This window comes from Nocardia halotolerans, assembly GCF_042650145.1.
Lineage (GTDB): Bacteria > Actinomycetota > Actinomycetes > Mycobacteriales > Mycobacteriaceae > Nocardia > Nocardia halotolerans.
Window position 1 is genome coordinate 1 of the sequence record NZ_JBHSDL010000025.1, and the last position, 13185, is coordinate 13185.

Consider the following 13185-nt stretch of genomic DNA (forward strand, 5'->3'; position numbering starts at 1 on the left):
GTGGTGTCGCGACTCGTTACGACAAGCTGGCCTGCACCTACCGAGCCGGGATCGTCATGGCCCTTACGGTCGAATGGTTGAAGCTATTGGGAGACATGACCTAGCCGGAGCGGTTGCCCGAACCCGGCCGCCGAATGTGCAACCATTTCCAACGAATCCCGCCACGGTTGATCACGCGCACGACAATCACCGGGTAAACCGCTCGACCGGAAGTTCGCTGCGACAGCAGGAGGCCCGATGATGAGCACGCTGGCGATGAGCACCGTGGACGTTTCCCGGTGGCAATTCGGTATCACCACCGTTTACCACTTCATCTTCGTACCGCTGACAATCGGATTGGCACCGATGGTCGCGATCATGCAGACCGCCTGGGTGGTCACCGGCAAAGAACAGTGGTACCGGCTCACCAAATTCTTCGGCAAACTGCTGCTGATCAACTTCGCCATCGGCGTCGCGACCGGCATCGTCCAGGAGTTCCAGTTCGGCATGAACTGGAGCGAATACTCACGCTTCGTCGGCGACATCTTCGGCGCGCCATTGGCTTTGGAATCGCTCATCGCGTTCTTCCTGGAATCGACCTTCATCGGGCTGTGGATATTCGGCTGGACCCGGCTACCCAAACTCCTACACCTGGCCACCATCTGGTTGTTCGCCATCGGCGGTGCGGTCTCGGCGTACTTCATCATCGCCGCCAACTCGTTCATGCAGCATCCCGTCGGCGCGTTCTACAACCCCGAGACCGGGCGCGCCGAACTGGAAAGCATCTGGACACTGCTCACCAACAGCACCACCCTGGCCGCTTTCCCCCACGTCCTCGCGGGCGCCTCCCTCACCGCCGGAGTGTTCGTCGCCGGCATCGCGGGCTGGTGGATGGTTCGGAACACGCGCAGCGGCGATCCGGACAAGCTCGACGACGCCCGCACGATGTGGCGCCCGGTGACCCGATACTCGCTACTGGTCATCGCCGGCTCGATCATCATGGTCGGCGTCACCGGCGACATCCAGGGCAAGCTCATGTTCGAGCAGCAGCCGATGAAGATGGCGTCGGCGGAATCGCTGTGCCACACCGCGACCGACCCGGAGTTCTCCGTGCTCACGGTGGGCACCCACAACAACTGCCAGAGTGTCGAGCACCTCATCGAAGTGCCCTACGTCCTCTCCTATCTCGCCGAGGGCAAATTCACCGGCGTCACCCTGGGCGGTGTGGAAGACCTGCAACGTTCCTACGTCGAGCAATTCGGGCCGGGCAACTACCGGCCCAACCTGTTCGTCACCTACTGGTCGTTCCGGCTGATGATCGGCCTGATGATCGGCTCGGTGGTGCTGCTGGTGCTCGGGTACTGGCTCACCAGGGGCGGGCGGGTACCGAACCAACGCTGGTTCTCGTGGCTGTGTCTGCTCGCCATCCCCACCCCGTTCCTGGCCAACAGCGCCGGTTGGGTGTTCACCGAGATGGGCCGCCAACCGTGGGTCGTGGTGCCCAACCCCACCGGCAACCAGAGCGTGCGGATGACAGTGGAACAGGGGGTGTCCGACCACGCACCGTCGACCGTCATCTTCTCGGTGGTCGTGTTCACCCTGCTCTACGGGGCGCTGGCGGTCGTCTGGTACTACCTGCTGCACCGATTCACCGTGGTCGGACCCGAGCCGGGGCAGTCCGCGGCCGACGACAACCCGTACGGCGACGACGACGATGACGGTGGTGGCGGCAGGCACCGGGCGCCGGAGCCGGACAAGCCCGTCGAACCACTGTCGTTCGCGTACTAGGAGCCAGGCGATGAATCTGCAGCAATTCTGGTTCGTCCTGATCGGGATCCTTTTCACCGGTTATTTCGTGTTGGAGGGTTTTGATTTCGGGGTCGGTATGTTGATGCCGATTCTGGGTCGGGGTTCGGATGCGCGTAGGCGGGCGGTGCTCAACACGATCGGGCCGGTGTGGGACGGCAACGAGGTGTGGTTGATCACCGCTGGTGGGGCGATGTTCGCGGCGTTTCCGGAGTGGTACGCGAGTTTGTTCTCGGGGTTCTATCTGGCGTTGTTGCTGTTGCTGGTGGCGTTGATCCTGCGGATCTGCGCGATCGAGTATCGCGCCAAGATCGATGACCCGAAGTGGCGTTTCTGGTGCGATATGGGCATCGGGATCGGTTCCTGGGTGCCGGCGCTGGCGTGGGGCTGGGTGTTCGCCAACCTGGTGCGTGGAGTGCCGTTGAACGAACGCAAACAGATCGTCGGATCGGTGTGGGAGCTGATGAGCCCCTACGCACTACTGGGCGGATTGACCACCGGCATCCTGTTCGGCCTGCACGGTGCGATCTTCCTGGCGCTCAAAACAGGCGGCGAGATCCGCGACGGGGCCCGGCGAACCATCCGGATATTGTTCGCCCCCACCGCGATCATCGTCGGCGGGTTCGGAGTGTGGACCCAGCTCGCCTACGGCAACAGTTGGACCTGGATCGCGCTCGGCACCGCGGTGACCGGGTTGCTCATCGCCGGTGGCGCCACCGCCGCCGGACGCGACGGCTGGGCCTTCGTCGGCACCACCGTCACCATCATCTCGGCCACCGTGCTGCTGGTCGGCTCGCTGTATCCGAACGTCATGCCCTCCACCATCAATCCCGACTTCGACCTCACCATCGACAACGCCTCGTCCTCGCCGTACACGCTGAAGGTGATGAGCTGGGCGGCCGCGTTCGCCGCACCGGTGGTGGTGCTCTACCAAGGGTGGACATATTGGGTCTTCCGTCAACGCCTCACCGTCGACCAGATCCCCGCCCCCACCGGACTACCGTTCAGCAAGTCCGAAAAGTCCCGATAGCCCGCTCAACTCAGTGGTGGGCCCGCTGATCGACCGGATCGTGTCCACCCACGCCCGAAGCGAACTCGCGATACCGCCAGGCACCACCCGCGTCCCGCGCCAACGGCGGAGTGTCGGCGCCCGCGCCGTCACCGAAACCTGCCAGGAACTCGGTGACGGCCTCGGTAGCGCTGACCCGCGGGGTCCAGCCGAGCTCGTCGCGCGCCCGGGAAGTGTCCATCAGCGGCAGATGCATCATCGCGTCGAACAGTTCGGGGGTGGCCGGCAGCAACCGCAACCGCCAGCCCACCGCCAGCGCGGCCTTGACCAACCGCGGCGGCACCGACACCGTCCTGGCACCCAGGATCTGAGCCAGAGCGGCACGATCGAGCACCGGGTCGGCGGCGATATTGAACGCACCCCGCGCTGTACCGGTGACCGCGAGCGCATACGCCCGGCCCACATCGCTGCTGTGCAGAGCTTGGAACCGCAACCCGGACGGAAACGGCAGCACCGGCACAGCACCCGGCCGCAGCAACCGGTTCGGGACCAGCGGTCCGGCGAACAAGCGGCGTTGTTCGCTCGCCGAGGAGTACTGGAACGTGAACGCCGGGCGCAACCGGACCAGCCGGCAATCCGGGTGATCGCGCTCGAAAATGTCCAGCAGGCGCTCCACATAAGCCTTCTCGGCCATGTACGCCGCCGGTGGCCACCCCTCGGTGGGCCACGCCTCCGACACCGGCCGGTCGTCGGCTCGCGGCGAATACGCACCCACCGAGGACGCGTACACCAACGCGGGCACCCCCGCCCGCGCGACCGCGCTCAGCACCCTGGCGGTGCCGTCGACATTGGTCGCCCACGTGGTCAACGGCCGATGGGTCGGCTGGAACAACCACGCCAAGTGCACCACAGCATCGGCGCCACGCATCAGTGACACCAGATCGGCAGCACGCACATCGGCCCCGACCCACTCGACGCCGCCGAGCCCGTGCTCGGGCACCCGCCGCGCCGCACCCACGATCGAGGTCACCGACGGCATCTTGGTCAAGGCGTCGACAACGGCTGTGCCGACATTGCCCGTCGCCCCTATCACGATCACTCGCACAGGAATCCTCCTCGGCTCGGTCGCAGGATCGCCATACCCCGATCCGAGCGCCCCACACCGACCGAACCCGTTACGCCGGATCGCCCTCGGGTGACAACATCCGCCGACTACGGGAGATCAGCTGTGGGCGGCGTCGGCGCCGACGGCCGCTGCGCCACCGAACGCAGGAACACGACTGCGCCACCGAGGAAGGCGTCGACCTCACGACAGACATCGGCCACCGCGACCGCAGCCACGATCGAGCCGTCATGATCGCAACGCGGGACACCGTCGTCGGTGAGGGTGACGCCACAGACCTCGCAGCGGGTGGTCCACGCGGTCAGCACCCGGTCGTGGGAACGATTCAGTGGCCCCGCGCTCACCAGGTCACCGATCCAGAAGATCCCGACCGTCGGCACGCCGAGCGCCCTCGCCAAGTGCCGGGGACCGCTGTCGTTGCCGACGAACACGGTGGTACGGGTGAGCAGACCACACAATCGGGTCATGTCGGAGCCGACGAGGCAGCGCACCCGCCGCGCCTCCCGGGCAGGCAAGCGACCGACAATGTCGCGCAACAGATCCCGATCCGTACCACCGCCGACCAGGAAAACAGTGGCCCCGGTGCGCACACAATGCCCGATCACCTCGGCGAACTTGCCGGCCGGCCAGCGCCTTCGACTATCAGCTGCCGAGGGATGGATGGTCACGATCGGCCCGGACAACCCCTCCGTGAGTTTCGCGGCGGCCATCGCGTCCGCCGGCGTGGAAACCAGGTGTGGCTCCAAGGTCACCGCCGGCGCACCGGCCGCGGCGACAACCTCCAGCGCACGGATCATCTCGTGCTGGTAGTAGCGAAACGTCGCCGACCGGGCCGCCGGTACGGCGCCCGCAGGCTGGAACCCGACCGTCCAGCGCGCACCGATGCGCCACAGAAGGTGATTCGACCAGCCGTCGCCCCCGTGCAGCGCCACACCCAGATCCACACCCTCGGACCCGATGTCGGCGAGCTGCTCCGCCTCGGCTCGACCGCCCGGCGGCGCGAGCACCCGCACGTCGGCCACCGGCCCCGGCCGGGAACACAGCAGCGCCGCCTGCAACGCCGAGCCGAGCAAGGTGATCCGCGCCGCCGGATACGCCGCGGCCAACGCCTGCACGGCGGGCAGTGCCAACAGCAGATCGCCCATACCCCCGCCACACAGCACCACGATCCGGTCCACCCCGGGAAACGGCCGCGTGTTCGGCCCGGAAACACCGTCACCGGGCACGGTCATCTCGGTCGGCATCGCGGGAACTCCTTCACGACAGGCACCGGTCACGGATCGAACGGCACCGGGCGCAATACCCGCCGCCCTACTTGTGAAACAGCACAGGCTCAACCGCCCTGCCCCGTTGGACGCTTCCCGCGTTTACCGAACCCGTCAACGGGCAAGCGCCCCGCGACCAGTCCAGAACCCGGCAGGCGGCCGCACCCCGCGGTCGACCGGTCCGCCACAACGAAAGGATCATGCCGTGTCCACTCGCGCAAGCAAGACCGGGCGTTCACCGATCCAATGGGCCGCCCTGGCAGTCGGTGCAATCTTCCTGCTGGTGGGTGTCCTCGGCTTCATACCGGGCGTCACCACCGACTACGACAGCTTCGAGTGGGCCGGACACCACTCCGACGCCAAACTGTTCGGCCTGTTCGCCGTGTCCGGACTGCACAACATCGTCCACCTGGTGTTCGGCGTCCTCGGCGTACTCGCCGCCGCCACCGCTGCCACCGCCCGCACCTTCCTCATCGGCGGCGGCGTGATCTACCTGGTGCTGTGGCTCTACGGCCTGCTCGTCGACCGGAACAGCGACGCCAACTTCATTCCGCTCAACGACGCCGACAACTGGCTGCATCTGGGTCTGGGCCTCGGCATGATCGTCCTCGGTGCCGTACTGCCCCGCACACTGAAGACCACCCAGTCGGTCACCGGGGACCGGTACTGATGCTCGACCGCATCACCGAACTCCCCCGCACGGCCGTACACAACGTCTTCGAAACCGGTGCCCGGATCCGGCACGCACGCGTGTTCCACCCGCGGGGCCTGCGCCTCGCCGGCCGGTTCCGGGCCACCGGCGACTACGAACGTTGGTTCGGCGCCGGTGACCGCGCCGTGATCGCCCGGCTCTCGAAGGGGTTGGGCAGTCCCGTCGGAGTACCCGACGTCCTGGGCCTGGCCTTCCGCGCACTCGACCACGATGACCACCCCTGGGACTTCGCCCTGGCCACCACCGGCCGCGGCGCCCTCGGCCGCTTCGTCATCACTCCCGCCCGAGGCTGGTCCACCGCCCGCTTCGGCACCCTGCTGCCCTACCGCTTCGGTGACGCCGACCCGGTCTGGCTGTTCGCCGATCCCCTCGACCCTGCCACCCTGCCCGGCACCGCGTCGCTACAAGCCGTCGACGACCATCTCGACGACCAGGTGCTCCGGTTCGGCCTCACCGCGGCCGCGATCGGCCGAGCGCCCGAGCAGGTGGGTGAACTCGACCTGCGCCGCGCCGAGGAAGGCGAACACCGCACCGACTTCTTCGACCCGATCCTCAACCGCCCGCCCGGAGTCGCCCTGCTCCCCGCCGCGGTGACCCGGCTGCGGGAAAGCGCCTACTCGGGCAGCAGGCAGGGCCGCGGCGGCGACACACCGCAAGCCTCAACCTGACCGACTCGAACAAGAAGGAGCGCCACATGCCCCAGCAGACCCTGACCGGAAAGCGCGTCGCGATCCTCGCCACCGACGGCGTGGAACAGGTCGAACTCGTCGAACCACGTTCGGCGGTCGAAGACGCCGGCGCCACCACCGCCCTGCTCTCCCTCGACTCCGGCAGCATCCAGGCGATGCACCACGACGTGGACAAAGGCGACACCTTCACCGTCGACCAGACCGTCGCCCAGGTGAGCCCCGCCGACTTCGACGCCCTGATCCTGCCCGGCGGCACAACAAACCCCGACAAACTGCGCCAAGATCCCACCGCGGTCGACTTCGTCAAGCAATTCGCCGCCAGCGGCAAACCGATCGGCGTGATCTGTCACGGACCGTGGACCCTGGTCGAAGCCGACGCCGTGCGCGGGCGCACCCTCACCTCCTACCCCAGCGTGCGCACCGACATCCGCAACGCGGGCGGCACCGTCGTCGACGAGGAAGTGGTCACCGACAACGGCCTGGTGTCGAGCCGCAAGCCCTCGGATCTGCCCGCGTTCTGCGCCAAGATCGTCGAGGAATTCGCCGAAGGCAAGCACTGATCCTCCTTACTCGAGGGCGAGCCGGTCGATCACTCCGGCTCGCCCTCAGTCCTGTGAGCAGCCGGCTTGTGCATCAGGTCGATCACAGTCCATGACAGGCCGGTTCCGGCATGCTGAAATGGGTAGTACCAGCCGATCTTGAGGACCCAGGACCGACCGGAGCAGTACGAGGCCTGCCGGTGCCGAGGAATCGAGTACTCGTGACCACCCATTCCAGCCACGCCGAACGACAGCCGCTACCCGCCTTCGACGGGGAGTCGCCCGACGTCTGCGCACGCCTGCGCGCCGAGCTGGAATCGCGTCCCACGGCGGTCGTGCTGCGCGTGCACGGCGACATCGATGCCTACACGCTGACCCGTTGGGGCCATGTCCTCGACGACGCGTTCCACCGCGCCACCTCTTCGGGGCACCTGGTCGTAGACGTCAGCGAGGTGGCATTCATATCGTGCCGGTCGATTCTGGATCTGGCCGGCCGCGCCCAGCAACACCACGGCACCACCTGCGTGAGCGTGGTCCACGCCGCCCCCTCGGTCGTGGACCGCATCGTCGACGCCGCCGGCCTCACGCAATGGCTGCGCTTACACACCGACGCCGACGCTGCCATCGGCACCGGGCCTGCACTGCGCCTGCGGTCACACCACGATTCTGGCCGAGGCACACCGACACACCTGTGAACGAGCACCACGAGGAAGTTGCTATGCGCTATTCCGATCGTCTTGCCCTGGAAACACCCGATCCGGTCACCGAACCGGACGCACCTTTCGTCCACTGGCCCGAACCGAGTCCGTTGCATTCCTGGTGGACCGAGATCATGGAGGGAGTCGCCCCGCACCGAACCGGCACCGGACGCAGTCGCACCGGCGGTCAGCAGTCCTCGCGGCTGCCACGGTCCTGAGCCGGATCCCCCGCACAGCACCCGCTGTCAGTGGGGGCGACCAGCGCCGCCGGGGTACAGCAGGTGTCACCCCGTGCGGCGTTGCGCCCCTCCTTGACCGCGATCACCGCGATCACCAGCGCGGCGATCGGATCGGCCCATGACCATCCGAACACGCTGTTGAGCACCAACCCGACCAGCAGCACCGCGGACAGGTAGGTGCACAGCAACGTCTGCTTGGAATCGGCGACAGCCGAGGCCGATCCCAGCTCGCGCCCGGCGCGGCGCTGCGCCAACGACAGCACCGGCATCACGGCCAGGCTCACGGCCGCCAGCACGATCCCGACCGGGGACGGCTGCGCCTCCCCGTCGCCGAACAGCGCCCGGATGGCATCGAAAGCCACATAGGCGGCGAGCGCGAAGAACGACGTCGCGATCACCCGCAACGCCACTCGTTCCCGGGCCTGCGGATCGGGACCGGCGAACTGCCACGCCACCGCGGCCGCCGAGGACACCTCGATCACCGAGTCCAAGCCGAACCCGATCAGGGCCGTCGACGACACGCGCACGCCCTCGCTCAGCGCGATCGCCGCCTCGAGCACGTTGTAGAGGATCGTCGCCGCGACGAACCAGCGGATCCGCCGGGCCAGCACGGCCTTTCGCTGCGGATCGGCGCTGAGCGACAACGGTGTGCTCATCAGCAGCAACCCTCGGTGTCAGCGGCCGGGCAGCAGGCCGGATCGACCGCCAGCACCAGGCCGAGCAGATCACCCAGCGCATCGGCGACCCGGACGTCGGCGAGTTCGTACCGGTTCCGCCGGCCTTCCGGCACCGCGACGACCAACCCGCAGCCACGCAGGCAGGACAGGTGATTCGACAGGATCTGCCGCGAGACTCCGATGCTTTCGGCCAGGTCCGATGGGTACCCGGGCGCTCGGCGCAGCTTCAGCAGGATGCGGGTGCGTGTCGGATCCGACAGTGCGTGCCCGAAACGGGCCAGCGCGTCGGTATGTGTCTCGGTCAGTATCTCCACAGCCCGACAGTACATCCTTTTCTGTATACAGAAAAGGATGTACTCGTGTGAGTCAGTTGGCGGCCGAGCCCGCGCTGATCGCCAGGTAGGCCGTCATCAGGATGAACAGGAACCAGCCGGCACCCTGCCAGGTCGGCCACCGCAGACCCGCCCGCCACCGCTGATAGGTGCGAATGAACGCCCCGATCCCGCCGAGCAAGAGGATCAACGAAGGAGCCACGGAAACGGCAACTTGGGCGGGAGTGTCACACAAGTGGGTGTGCGAGGCGGCGCACGCATCACGGTTGAGCGCCCACACGTTGACCACAGCGAAAGCGACCGCGGCCGCACCGACCACGCACACCACATAGAGCGCGGCCCGGCGATACGAACTCTCGTCACCCCAGCGCTTCTCGACGTCGTCGGTCATTCGACAGCCTCCCTGAACCGGTCTGCTGAAAAAATCACAGTTTAATAACCCGCGTGTCGGTCAACCCTGAAAGTATGACCCACTCACGTAATCGGACACCGAATACGACGAGCATGGATCTGACCAGCACCGCCATCATGTTGGCCACCTGCGTGTTCTTCCTGTTCGGCCTGACAGCACTCACCGGATCTCTGGCTCTCGCCGTTCTCGGCTCGATCGGCCTGGCCGCGGCCATGTTCACCACGACCAGAATGGTCGGCTTCCACCACCTCTGACAGGAACCTTTCCTGTAGCGCGGCCACCACTTGCGCCGCATCCGTTCCGATCCTACCGAGCGGATACCCTCCCTCCCCTGTCCAAAGCATTGGCCGGCGTAGCCGGTTTCGGTGGTTTGGATGGGAATGTATGGTTAGATGCGCATATCTACGTAGCAAGATATTTCTTTACGGTCGACTATCAGGTGCGTTCGATGTTCGTCCGCCGATCGGGCCTCGGTTGGACGGCGAGCACTCGGCACTGTGCACCCGATCCCCCGATCGAATGCACAGTGCGGGGTATCCCTACTCCCCCACTACCCGCCGCAGGCAGTCCGTTCCGCCGGCCGCCACCCCATGCTCGGGAGACATCACGGCACTGAATCGTTGCTCGGCAGCCTCCCCCGAGGATGCGCCGATCACCCGGGCGACCGCATCCCACGACGCACCCGCGGCGAGGACGAAGCGGACAGCCTCAACCAGCCGCTGTTCGGCCGACGCCGAGTCCTGGAATGCCAGCCGCACCGGGATCAGGGCTTGCATCTCGAGCTGGTGGTAGTCCCACTCCCCCAGGATCAGCCGGGTCGGTTCGACGTCGAGACGGCCGGTCGGGCAGTACAACACCCGAGCCGAGGGCGCGTGGTCGGCGCTGCGGTCGGTGCGCAGCCAGGTGCGACCGCGCCAGCTGCCGCAGGAACACAGCGCGCGCCAGCCGATCACCTCCCCGCTGCGGCCCTGCAATCCGTCGGCGAAGATGTCGGCGACCCATCCACGATGAGTTTCGAGCAAGCTGTTCATTCTGACTCCGATGTCGAATCCACAAAGCTCGAGCGGGACGATGAGTCCCGAGAAACTAACAATCCACGATCCCGGCACCGACGTCGACCCCCGCACCGAGATCCTGTGCGTAGTCACATCGGCCCTGCTCCCGCACTGTGCGTACCACGACACGGCTGGCAGGATCGAATCGTGAACACCGCGAACCTGACCCGCTCCGAGACCGCAGCGCGCTCTGCGGCGATCACCGTCGGGGACTACCGCGTCGAGCTCGACCTCTCCGGCGCACCCGATCAGACCCGACAGGATTTCACCACCACGACGACAGTCGAATTCGCGGCCACCGTCGAGCACACGTGGCTCGACTTCCTCGGCCTCTCGGTCGAATCGGTGGTGCTGAACGGTCGTACGGTGGTCCCCGACTACGACGGAGCCCGCATCGCACTGTCCGGGCTGACCGCGAACAACGTGGTCGTGGTCCGGGCCACGGGCGCCTACAGCCGCTCGGGCGAAGGCCTGCACCGGTTCCTCGACCCGGCCGACGACCAGACCTACCTCTACACCCAGTACGAGCCCGCGGACGCACGCCGGGTCTTCGCCTGCTTCGAACAGCCGGATATGAAGGCGCCGTTCACCTTTGTGGTCACCGCACCGAACGGATGGGAGGTGCTGGCCAACCGGCCCGTCACCGCAGTCGAGAGCGATGGCGCGAACCAGACGGTCGAGTTCTCCCCCACTCTGCCGATCTCCACCTACCTGACCGCAGTGGCGGCCGGACCTTACCATCGCGTCGAATCAGCCTGGGCGCGAAAAGAACTCGATGTCGCGTTGGGCATTCTCTGCCGTGCCTCGCTCGCCCGCTATCTCGACGCCGACACCCTCTTCGAGGTGACGAAGCAGGGTCTGGACTTCTTCGCCGAGCACTTCGACTACCCGTATCCGTGGGGCAAGTACGACCAGGTGTTCGTCCCCGAGTACAACCTGGGCGCGATGGAGAATCCCGGCCTGGTCACCTTCACCGAGGCCTACATCTTCCGTGGTGCGGCCACCGCGGCCCAGTACGAGGGCAGGGCGAACACGATCCTGCACGAGATGGCGCACATGTGGTTCGGCGATCTCGTCACCATGGTGTGGTGGGACGATCTGTGGCTCAAGGAGTCCTTCGCCGACTTCATGGGCGCGCTGGCGAGCGCGGAGGCCACCGAGTGGACCGACTCGTGGGTGGCCTTCGCCAACCGCCGCAAGGCCTGGGCGTACCTGCAGGACCAGCTGCCCACGACGCATCCGATCGTCGCCGACATCACCGATCTCGAAGCCGCCAAACTCAATTTCGACGGCATCACCTACGCCAAAGGCGCCAGCGTGCTCAAGCAGCTGGTCGCCTACGTCGGCAGGGAGGAGTTCTTCGCGGGCGCACGGCGGTACTTCCGCGCGCACGCCTTCGGCAACACCACCCTCGCTGATCTGCTCACCGAGCTGTCGGCGGTCTCGGGCCGCGATCTGGCAGGCTGGGCCCGCGCCTGGTTGCAGACCACCGGGGTGTCCACGCTGACGCTCGAGGGCGCCGATATCGTGCAGGCCGACCCGCGTCCGCACCGTCTCGCGGTGGGGCTCTACGACTTCGACGCCACCGGTGACCTGGTGCGGCGCGAACGCCACGAGCTCGACATCGTCACCGAACGCACCCCGGTCACCCTCGCCCCCGCTCCGCTGCGGTTGCTCAACGACGGCGACCTCACCTACGCCAAGGTCCGGCTCGACGCGGAATCACTGCACACGGTGCAGCGTTCGTTGGACCGGGTCACCGATCCGCTGGCCCGTGGCCTGATCTGGTCGGCACTGTGGAACGCCGCGCGCGACGGTGAACTCGAGGTGCAGCGCTATCTGCGCGCGGTGCGCGATTTCGCGGCGGCCGAATCCAACATGGCGCTGCTCACCGCCGTGCTGGCGAATGCTTCCTTCGCCATCGGTCACTACCTCCCCGAGGCGATGCGGGGCCGGTGGCGCGGAGAGTGGCTCGAAACATGCTGGGCTGCCATGCATGCGGCGCGGGCGGGATCCGGGGCGCAATTGACCTGGGCGCGTGCGCTCGCCGCGGCGGCCACCGTTGATTCCCGGCGCGCCGACGACATCCGGGCGGTACTGCTCGGCACTGCTCATCCGCCGGCTGGTTTGTCGCTGGACCCCGATCTGCGCTGGGCATTCTGGACAGCGCTCGCCGCCACCGGCGCGGCCGAAGCCACCGAACTCGACGCCGAACTCGAACGAGACGACACCGCGTCGGGCCGCACCGCGCACCGCCGGGCGCTGGCGGCTCGGCCGGACCCCCAGGTGAAGGCCGCGGCGTGGGCGCAAGCCCTCGACGACACCGCCCTGACCAACGATCATCTCGACGCGGTGATCGGGGGCTTCCGCGCGGGCGCGCGCCGCGACCTCATCGCCGGCTACGACCACGCGTACTTCGCGAACCTGCGCACGGTCTGGGACGAGCGCAGCATCGAGATCGCCCGGCGCATCGTCGTGGGCCTGTTCCCCGCCGCGGACTCGCTCGCCGACGTCGACGCCTGGCTCGCCGCCAACACCGACGCGCCCGGTGCCCTACGCCGCCTGGTGCTCGAACAACGCGATCACCTCGCCCGCGACCTACGGGTCCGCGCGAAACAGTCGCATCGGGCCACCTAGCGCGATCGCCCGG

At 67.1% G+C, this 13185-nt stretch carries 15 protein-coding genes; 9 read left to right on the top strand and 6 right to left on the bottom strand.

The genetic code is table 11. The features are described 5' to 3' along the window. The first annotated feature begins 255 nt into the window (after positions 1–255). Together ACFO5K_RS18460 and cydB are read left to right on the top strand one after the other, a co-directional pair. A complete protein-coding gene (locus tag ACFO5K_RS18460; protein WP_378566159.1) occupies positions 256–1767 on the top strand; it encodes a cytochrome ubiquinol oxidase subunit I in 1512 nt (503 codons plus the stop codon). Between the two features lie 10 nt (positions 1768–1777). After that, a complete protein-coding gene (gene cydB / locus ACFO5K_RS18465; protein WP_378564185.1) occupies positions 1778–2815 on the top strand; it encodes a cytochrome d ubiquinol oxidase subunit II in 1038 nt (345 codons plus the stop codon). 10 nt (positions 2816–2825) lie between these two features. Here cydB and ACFO5K_RS18470 read toward each other — a convergent pair whose 3' ends face one another. Together ACFO5K_RS18470 and ACFO5K_RS18475 are read right to left on the bottom strand one after the other, a co-directional pair. Beyond that, positions 2826–3899, bottom strand: coding sequence for an NAD-dependent epimerase/dehydratase family protein (locus tag ACFO5K_RS18470; protein WP_378564191.1), 1074 nt, complete (start codon positions 3897–3899; stop codon positions 2826–2828). A 107-nt stretch (positions 3900–4006) separates the two neighbouring features. After that, the gene (locus tag ACFO5K_RS18475; RefSeq protein ID WP_378564194.1) at positions 4007–5161 is read right to left on the bottom strand and encodes a glycosyltransferase family 9 protein; all 1155 of its coding nucleotides are present in this window, start codon (positions 5159–5161) and stop codon (positions 4007–4009) included. 226 nt (positions 5162–5387) lie between these two features. On the opposite strand from ACFO5K_RS18475, the gene ACFO5K_RS18480 reads away from it, so the two are divergent. From ACFO5K_RS18480 to ACFO5K_RS18500, 5 genes are all read left to right on the top strand, one after another. After that, positions 5388–5852, top strand: coding sequence for a DUF4383 domain-containing protein (locus tag ACFO5K_RS18480; RefSeq protein ID WP_378564197.1), 465 nt, complete (start codon positions 5388–5390; stop codon positions 5850–5852). Next, positions 5852–6562 (top strand): phosphodiesterase, encoded by a 711-nt coding sequence (locus ACFO5K_RS18485; RefSeq protein WP_378564200.1) that lies wholly within the window; start codon positions 5852–5854, stop codon positions 6560–6562. Before ACFO5K_RS18480 ends, ACFO5K_RS18485 begins: the two co-directional genes overlap by 1 nt. Before the next feature lie 26 nt (positions 6563–6588). After that, positions 6589–7143 carry a type 1 glutamine amidotransferase domain-containing protein gene (locus tag ACFO5K_RS18490; RefSeq protein ID WP_378564203.1) on the top strand — a complete coding sequence of 185 codons (555 nt, stop codon included), beginning with the start codon at positions 6589–6591 and terminating at the stop codon, positions 7141–7143. A gap of 200 nt (positions 7144–7343) precedes the next feature. Continuing rightward, positions 7344–7817: an STAS domain-containing protein gene (locus ACFO5K_RS18495; RefSeq protein WP_378564206.1), complete on the top strand. Its 474-nt coding sequence runs from the start codon at positions 7344–7346 to the stop codon at positions 7815–7817. A 23-nt stretch (positions 7818–7840) separates the two neighbouring features. Beyond that, positions 7841–8038 carry a hypothetical protein gene (locus tag ACFO5K_RS18500; RefSeq protein ID WP_378564209.1) on the top strand — a complete coding sequence of 66 codons (198 nt, stop codon included), beginning with the start codon at positions 7841–7843 and terminating at the stop codon, positions 8036–8038. Here the strand turns inward: ACFO5K_RS18500 and ACFO5K_RS18505 are convergent. From ACFO5K_RS18505 to ACFO5K_RS18515, 3 genes are read right to left on the bottom strand one after another with little or no spacing between them, the layout of a single operon-like run. Beyond that, a complete protein-coding gene (locus ACFO5K_RS18505; protein ID WP_378564212.1) occupies positions 8008–8715 on the bottom strand; it encodes a cation diffusion facilitator family transporter in 708 nt (235 codons plus the stop codon). The genes ACFO5K_RS18500 and ACFO5K_RS18505 overlap by 31 nt on opposite strands. Continuing rightward, entirely contained in the window at positions 8715–9065 is a 351-nt protein-coding gene (locus ACFO5K_RS18510) for an ArsR/SmtB family transcription factor (protein WP_378564215.1), read from the bottom strand. Before ACFO5K_RS18510 ends, ACFO5K_RS18505 begins: the two co-directional genes overlap by 1 nt. A gap of 37 nt (positions 9066–9102) precedes the next feature. After that, positions 9103–9459 carry a hypothetical protein gene (locus ACFO5K_RS18515; protein ID WP_378564218.1) on the bottom strand — a complete coding sequence of 119 codons (357 nt, stop codon included), beginning with the start codon at positions 9457–9459 and terminating at the stop codon, positions 9103–9105. A 113-nt stretch (positions 9460–9572) separates the two neighbouring features. Between ACFO5K_RS18515 and ACFO5K_RS18520 the strand changes: the two genes are divergently transcribed. Further along, complete coding sequence (locus ACFO5K_RS18520; protein WP_378564221.1) at positions 9573–9734, top strand: hypothetical protein; 162 nt, start codon at positions 9573–9575, stop codon at positions 9732–9734. Positions 9735–10019: 285 nt separating this feature from the next. Here ACFO5K_RS18520 and ACFO5K_RS18525 read toward each other — a convergent pair whose 3' ends face one another. Continuing rightward, positions 10020–10511 carry a hypothetical protein gene (locus tag ACFO5K_RS18525; protein WP_378564224.1) on the bottom strand — a complete coding sequence of 164 codons (492 nt, stop codon included), beginning with the start codon at positions 10509–10511 and terminating at the stop codon, positions 10020–10022. 171 nt (positions 10512–10682) lie between these two features. Here ACFO5K_RS18525 and pepN point away from each other — a divergent pair, with 171 nt between their 5' ends. Then, the gene (pepN, locus tag ACFO5K_RS18530; protein WP_378564227.1) at positions 10683–13172 is read left to right on the top strand and encodes an aminopeptidase N; all 2490 of its coding nucleotides are present in this window, start codon (positions 10683–10685) and stop codon (positions 13170–13172) included. Positions 13173–13185 lie beyond the last annotated feature (13 nt).

Coding starts and splice junctions, on each gene's coding strand:
- cydB (WP_378564185.1), top strand. CDS start 1,778: ATGAATCTGCAGCAATTCTGGTTCGTCCTGATCGGGATCCTTTTCACC.
- ACFO5K_RS18475 (WP_378564194.1), bottom strand. CDS start 5,161: ATGCCGACCGAGATGACCGTGCCCGGTGACGGTGTTTCCGGGCCGAAC.
- ACFO5K_RS18525 (WP_378564224.1), bottom strand. CDS start 10,511: ATGAACAGCTTGCTCGAAACTCATCGTGGATGGGTCGCCGACATCTTC.
- ACFO5K_RS18460 (WP_378566159.1), top strand. CDS start 256: ATGAGCACCGTGGACGTTTCCCGGTGGCAATTCGGTATCACCACCGTT.
- ACFO5K_RS18510 (WP_378564215.1), bottom strand. CDS start 9,065: ATGTACTGTCGGGCTGTGGAGATACTGACCGAGACACATACCGACGCG.
- ACFO5K_RS18505 (WP_378564212.1), bottom strand. CDS start 8,715: ATGAGCACACCGTTGTCGCTCAGCGCCGATCCGCAGCGAAAGGCCGTG.
- ACFO5K_RS18485 (WP_378564200.1), top strand. CDS start 5,852: ATGCTCGACCGCATCACCGAACTCCCCCGCACGGCCGTACACAACGTC.
- ACFO5K_RS18520 (WP_378564221.1), top strand. CDS start 9,573: ATGGATCTGACCAGCACCGCCATCATGTTGGCCACCTGCGTGTTCTTC.
- ACFO5K_RS18500 (WP_378564209.1), top strand. CDS start 7,841: ATGCGCTATTCCGATCGTCTTGCCCTGGAAACACCCGATCCGGTCACC.
- ACFO5K_RS18515 (WP_378564218.1), bottom strand. CDS start 9,459: ATGACCGACGACGTCGAGAAGCGCTGGGGTGACGAGAGTTCGTATCGC.
- ACFO5K_RS18490 (WP_378564203.1), top strand. CDS start 6,589: ATGCCCCAGCAGACCCTGACCGGAAAGCGCGTCGCGATCCTCGCCACC.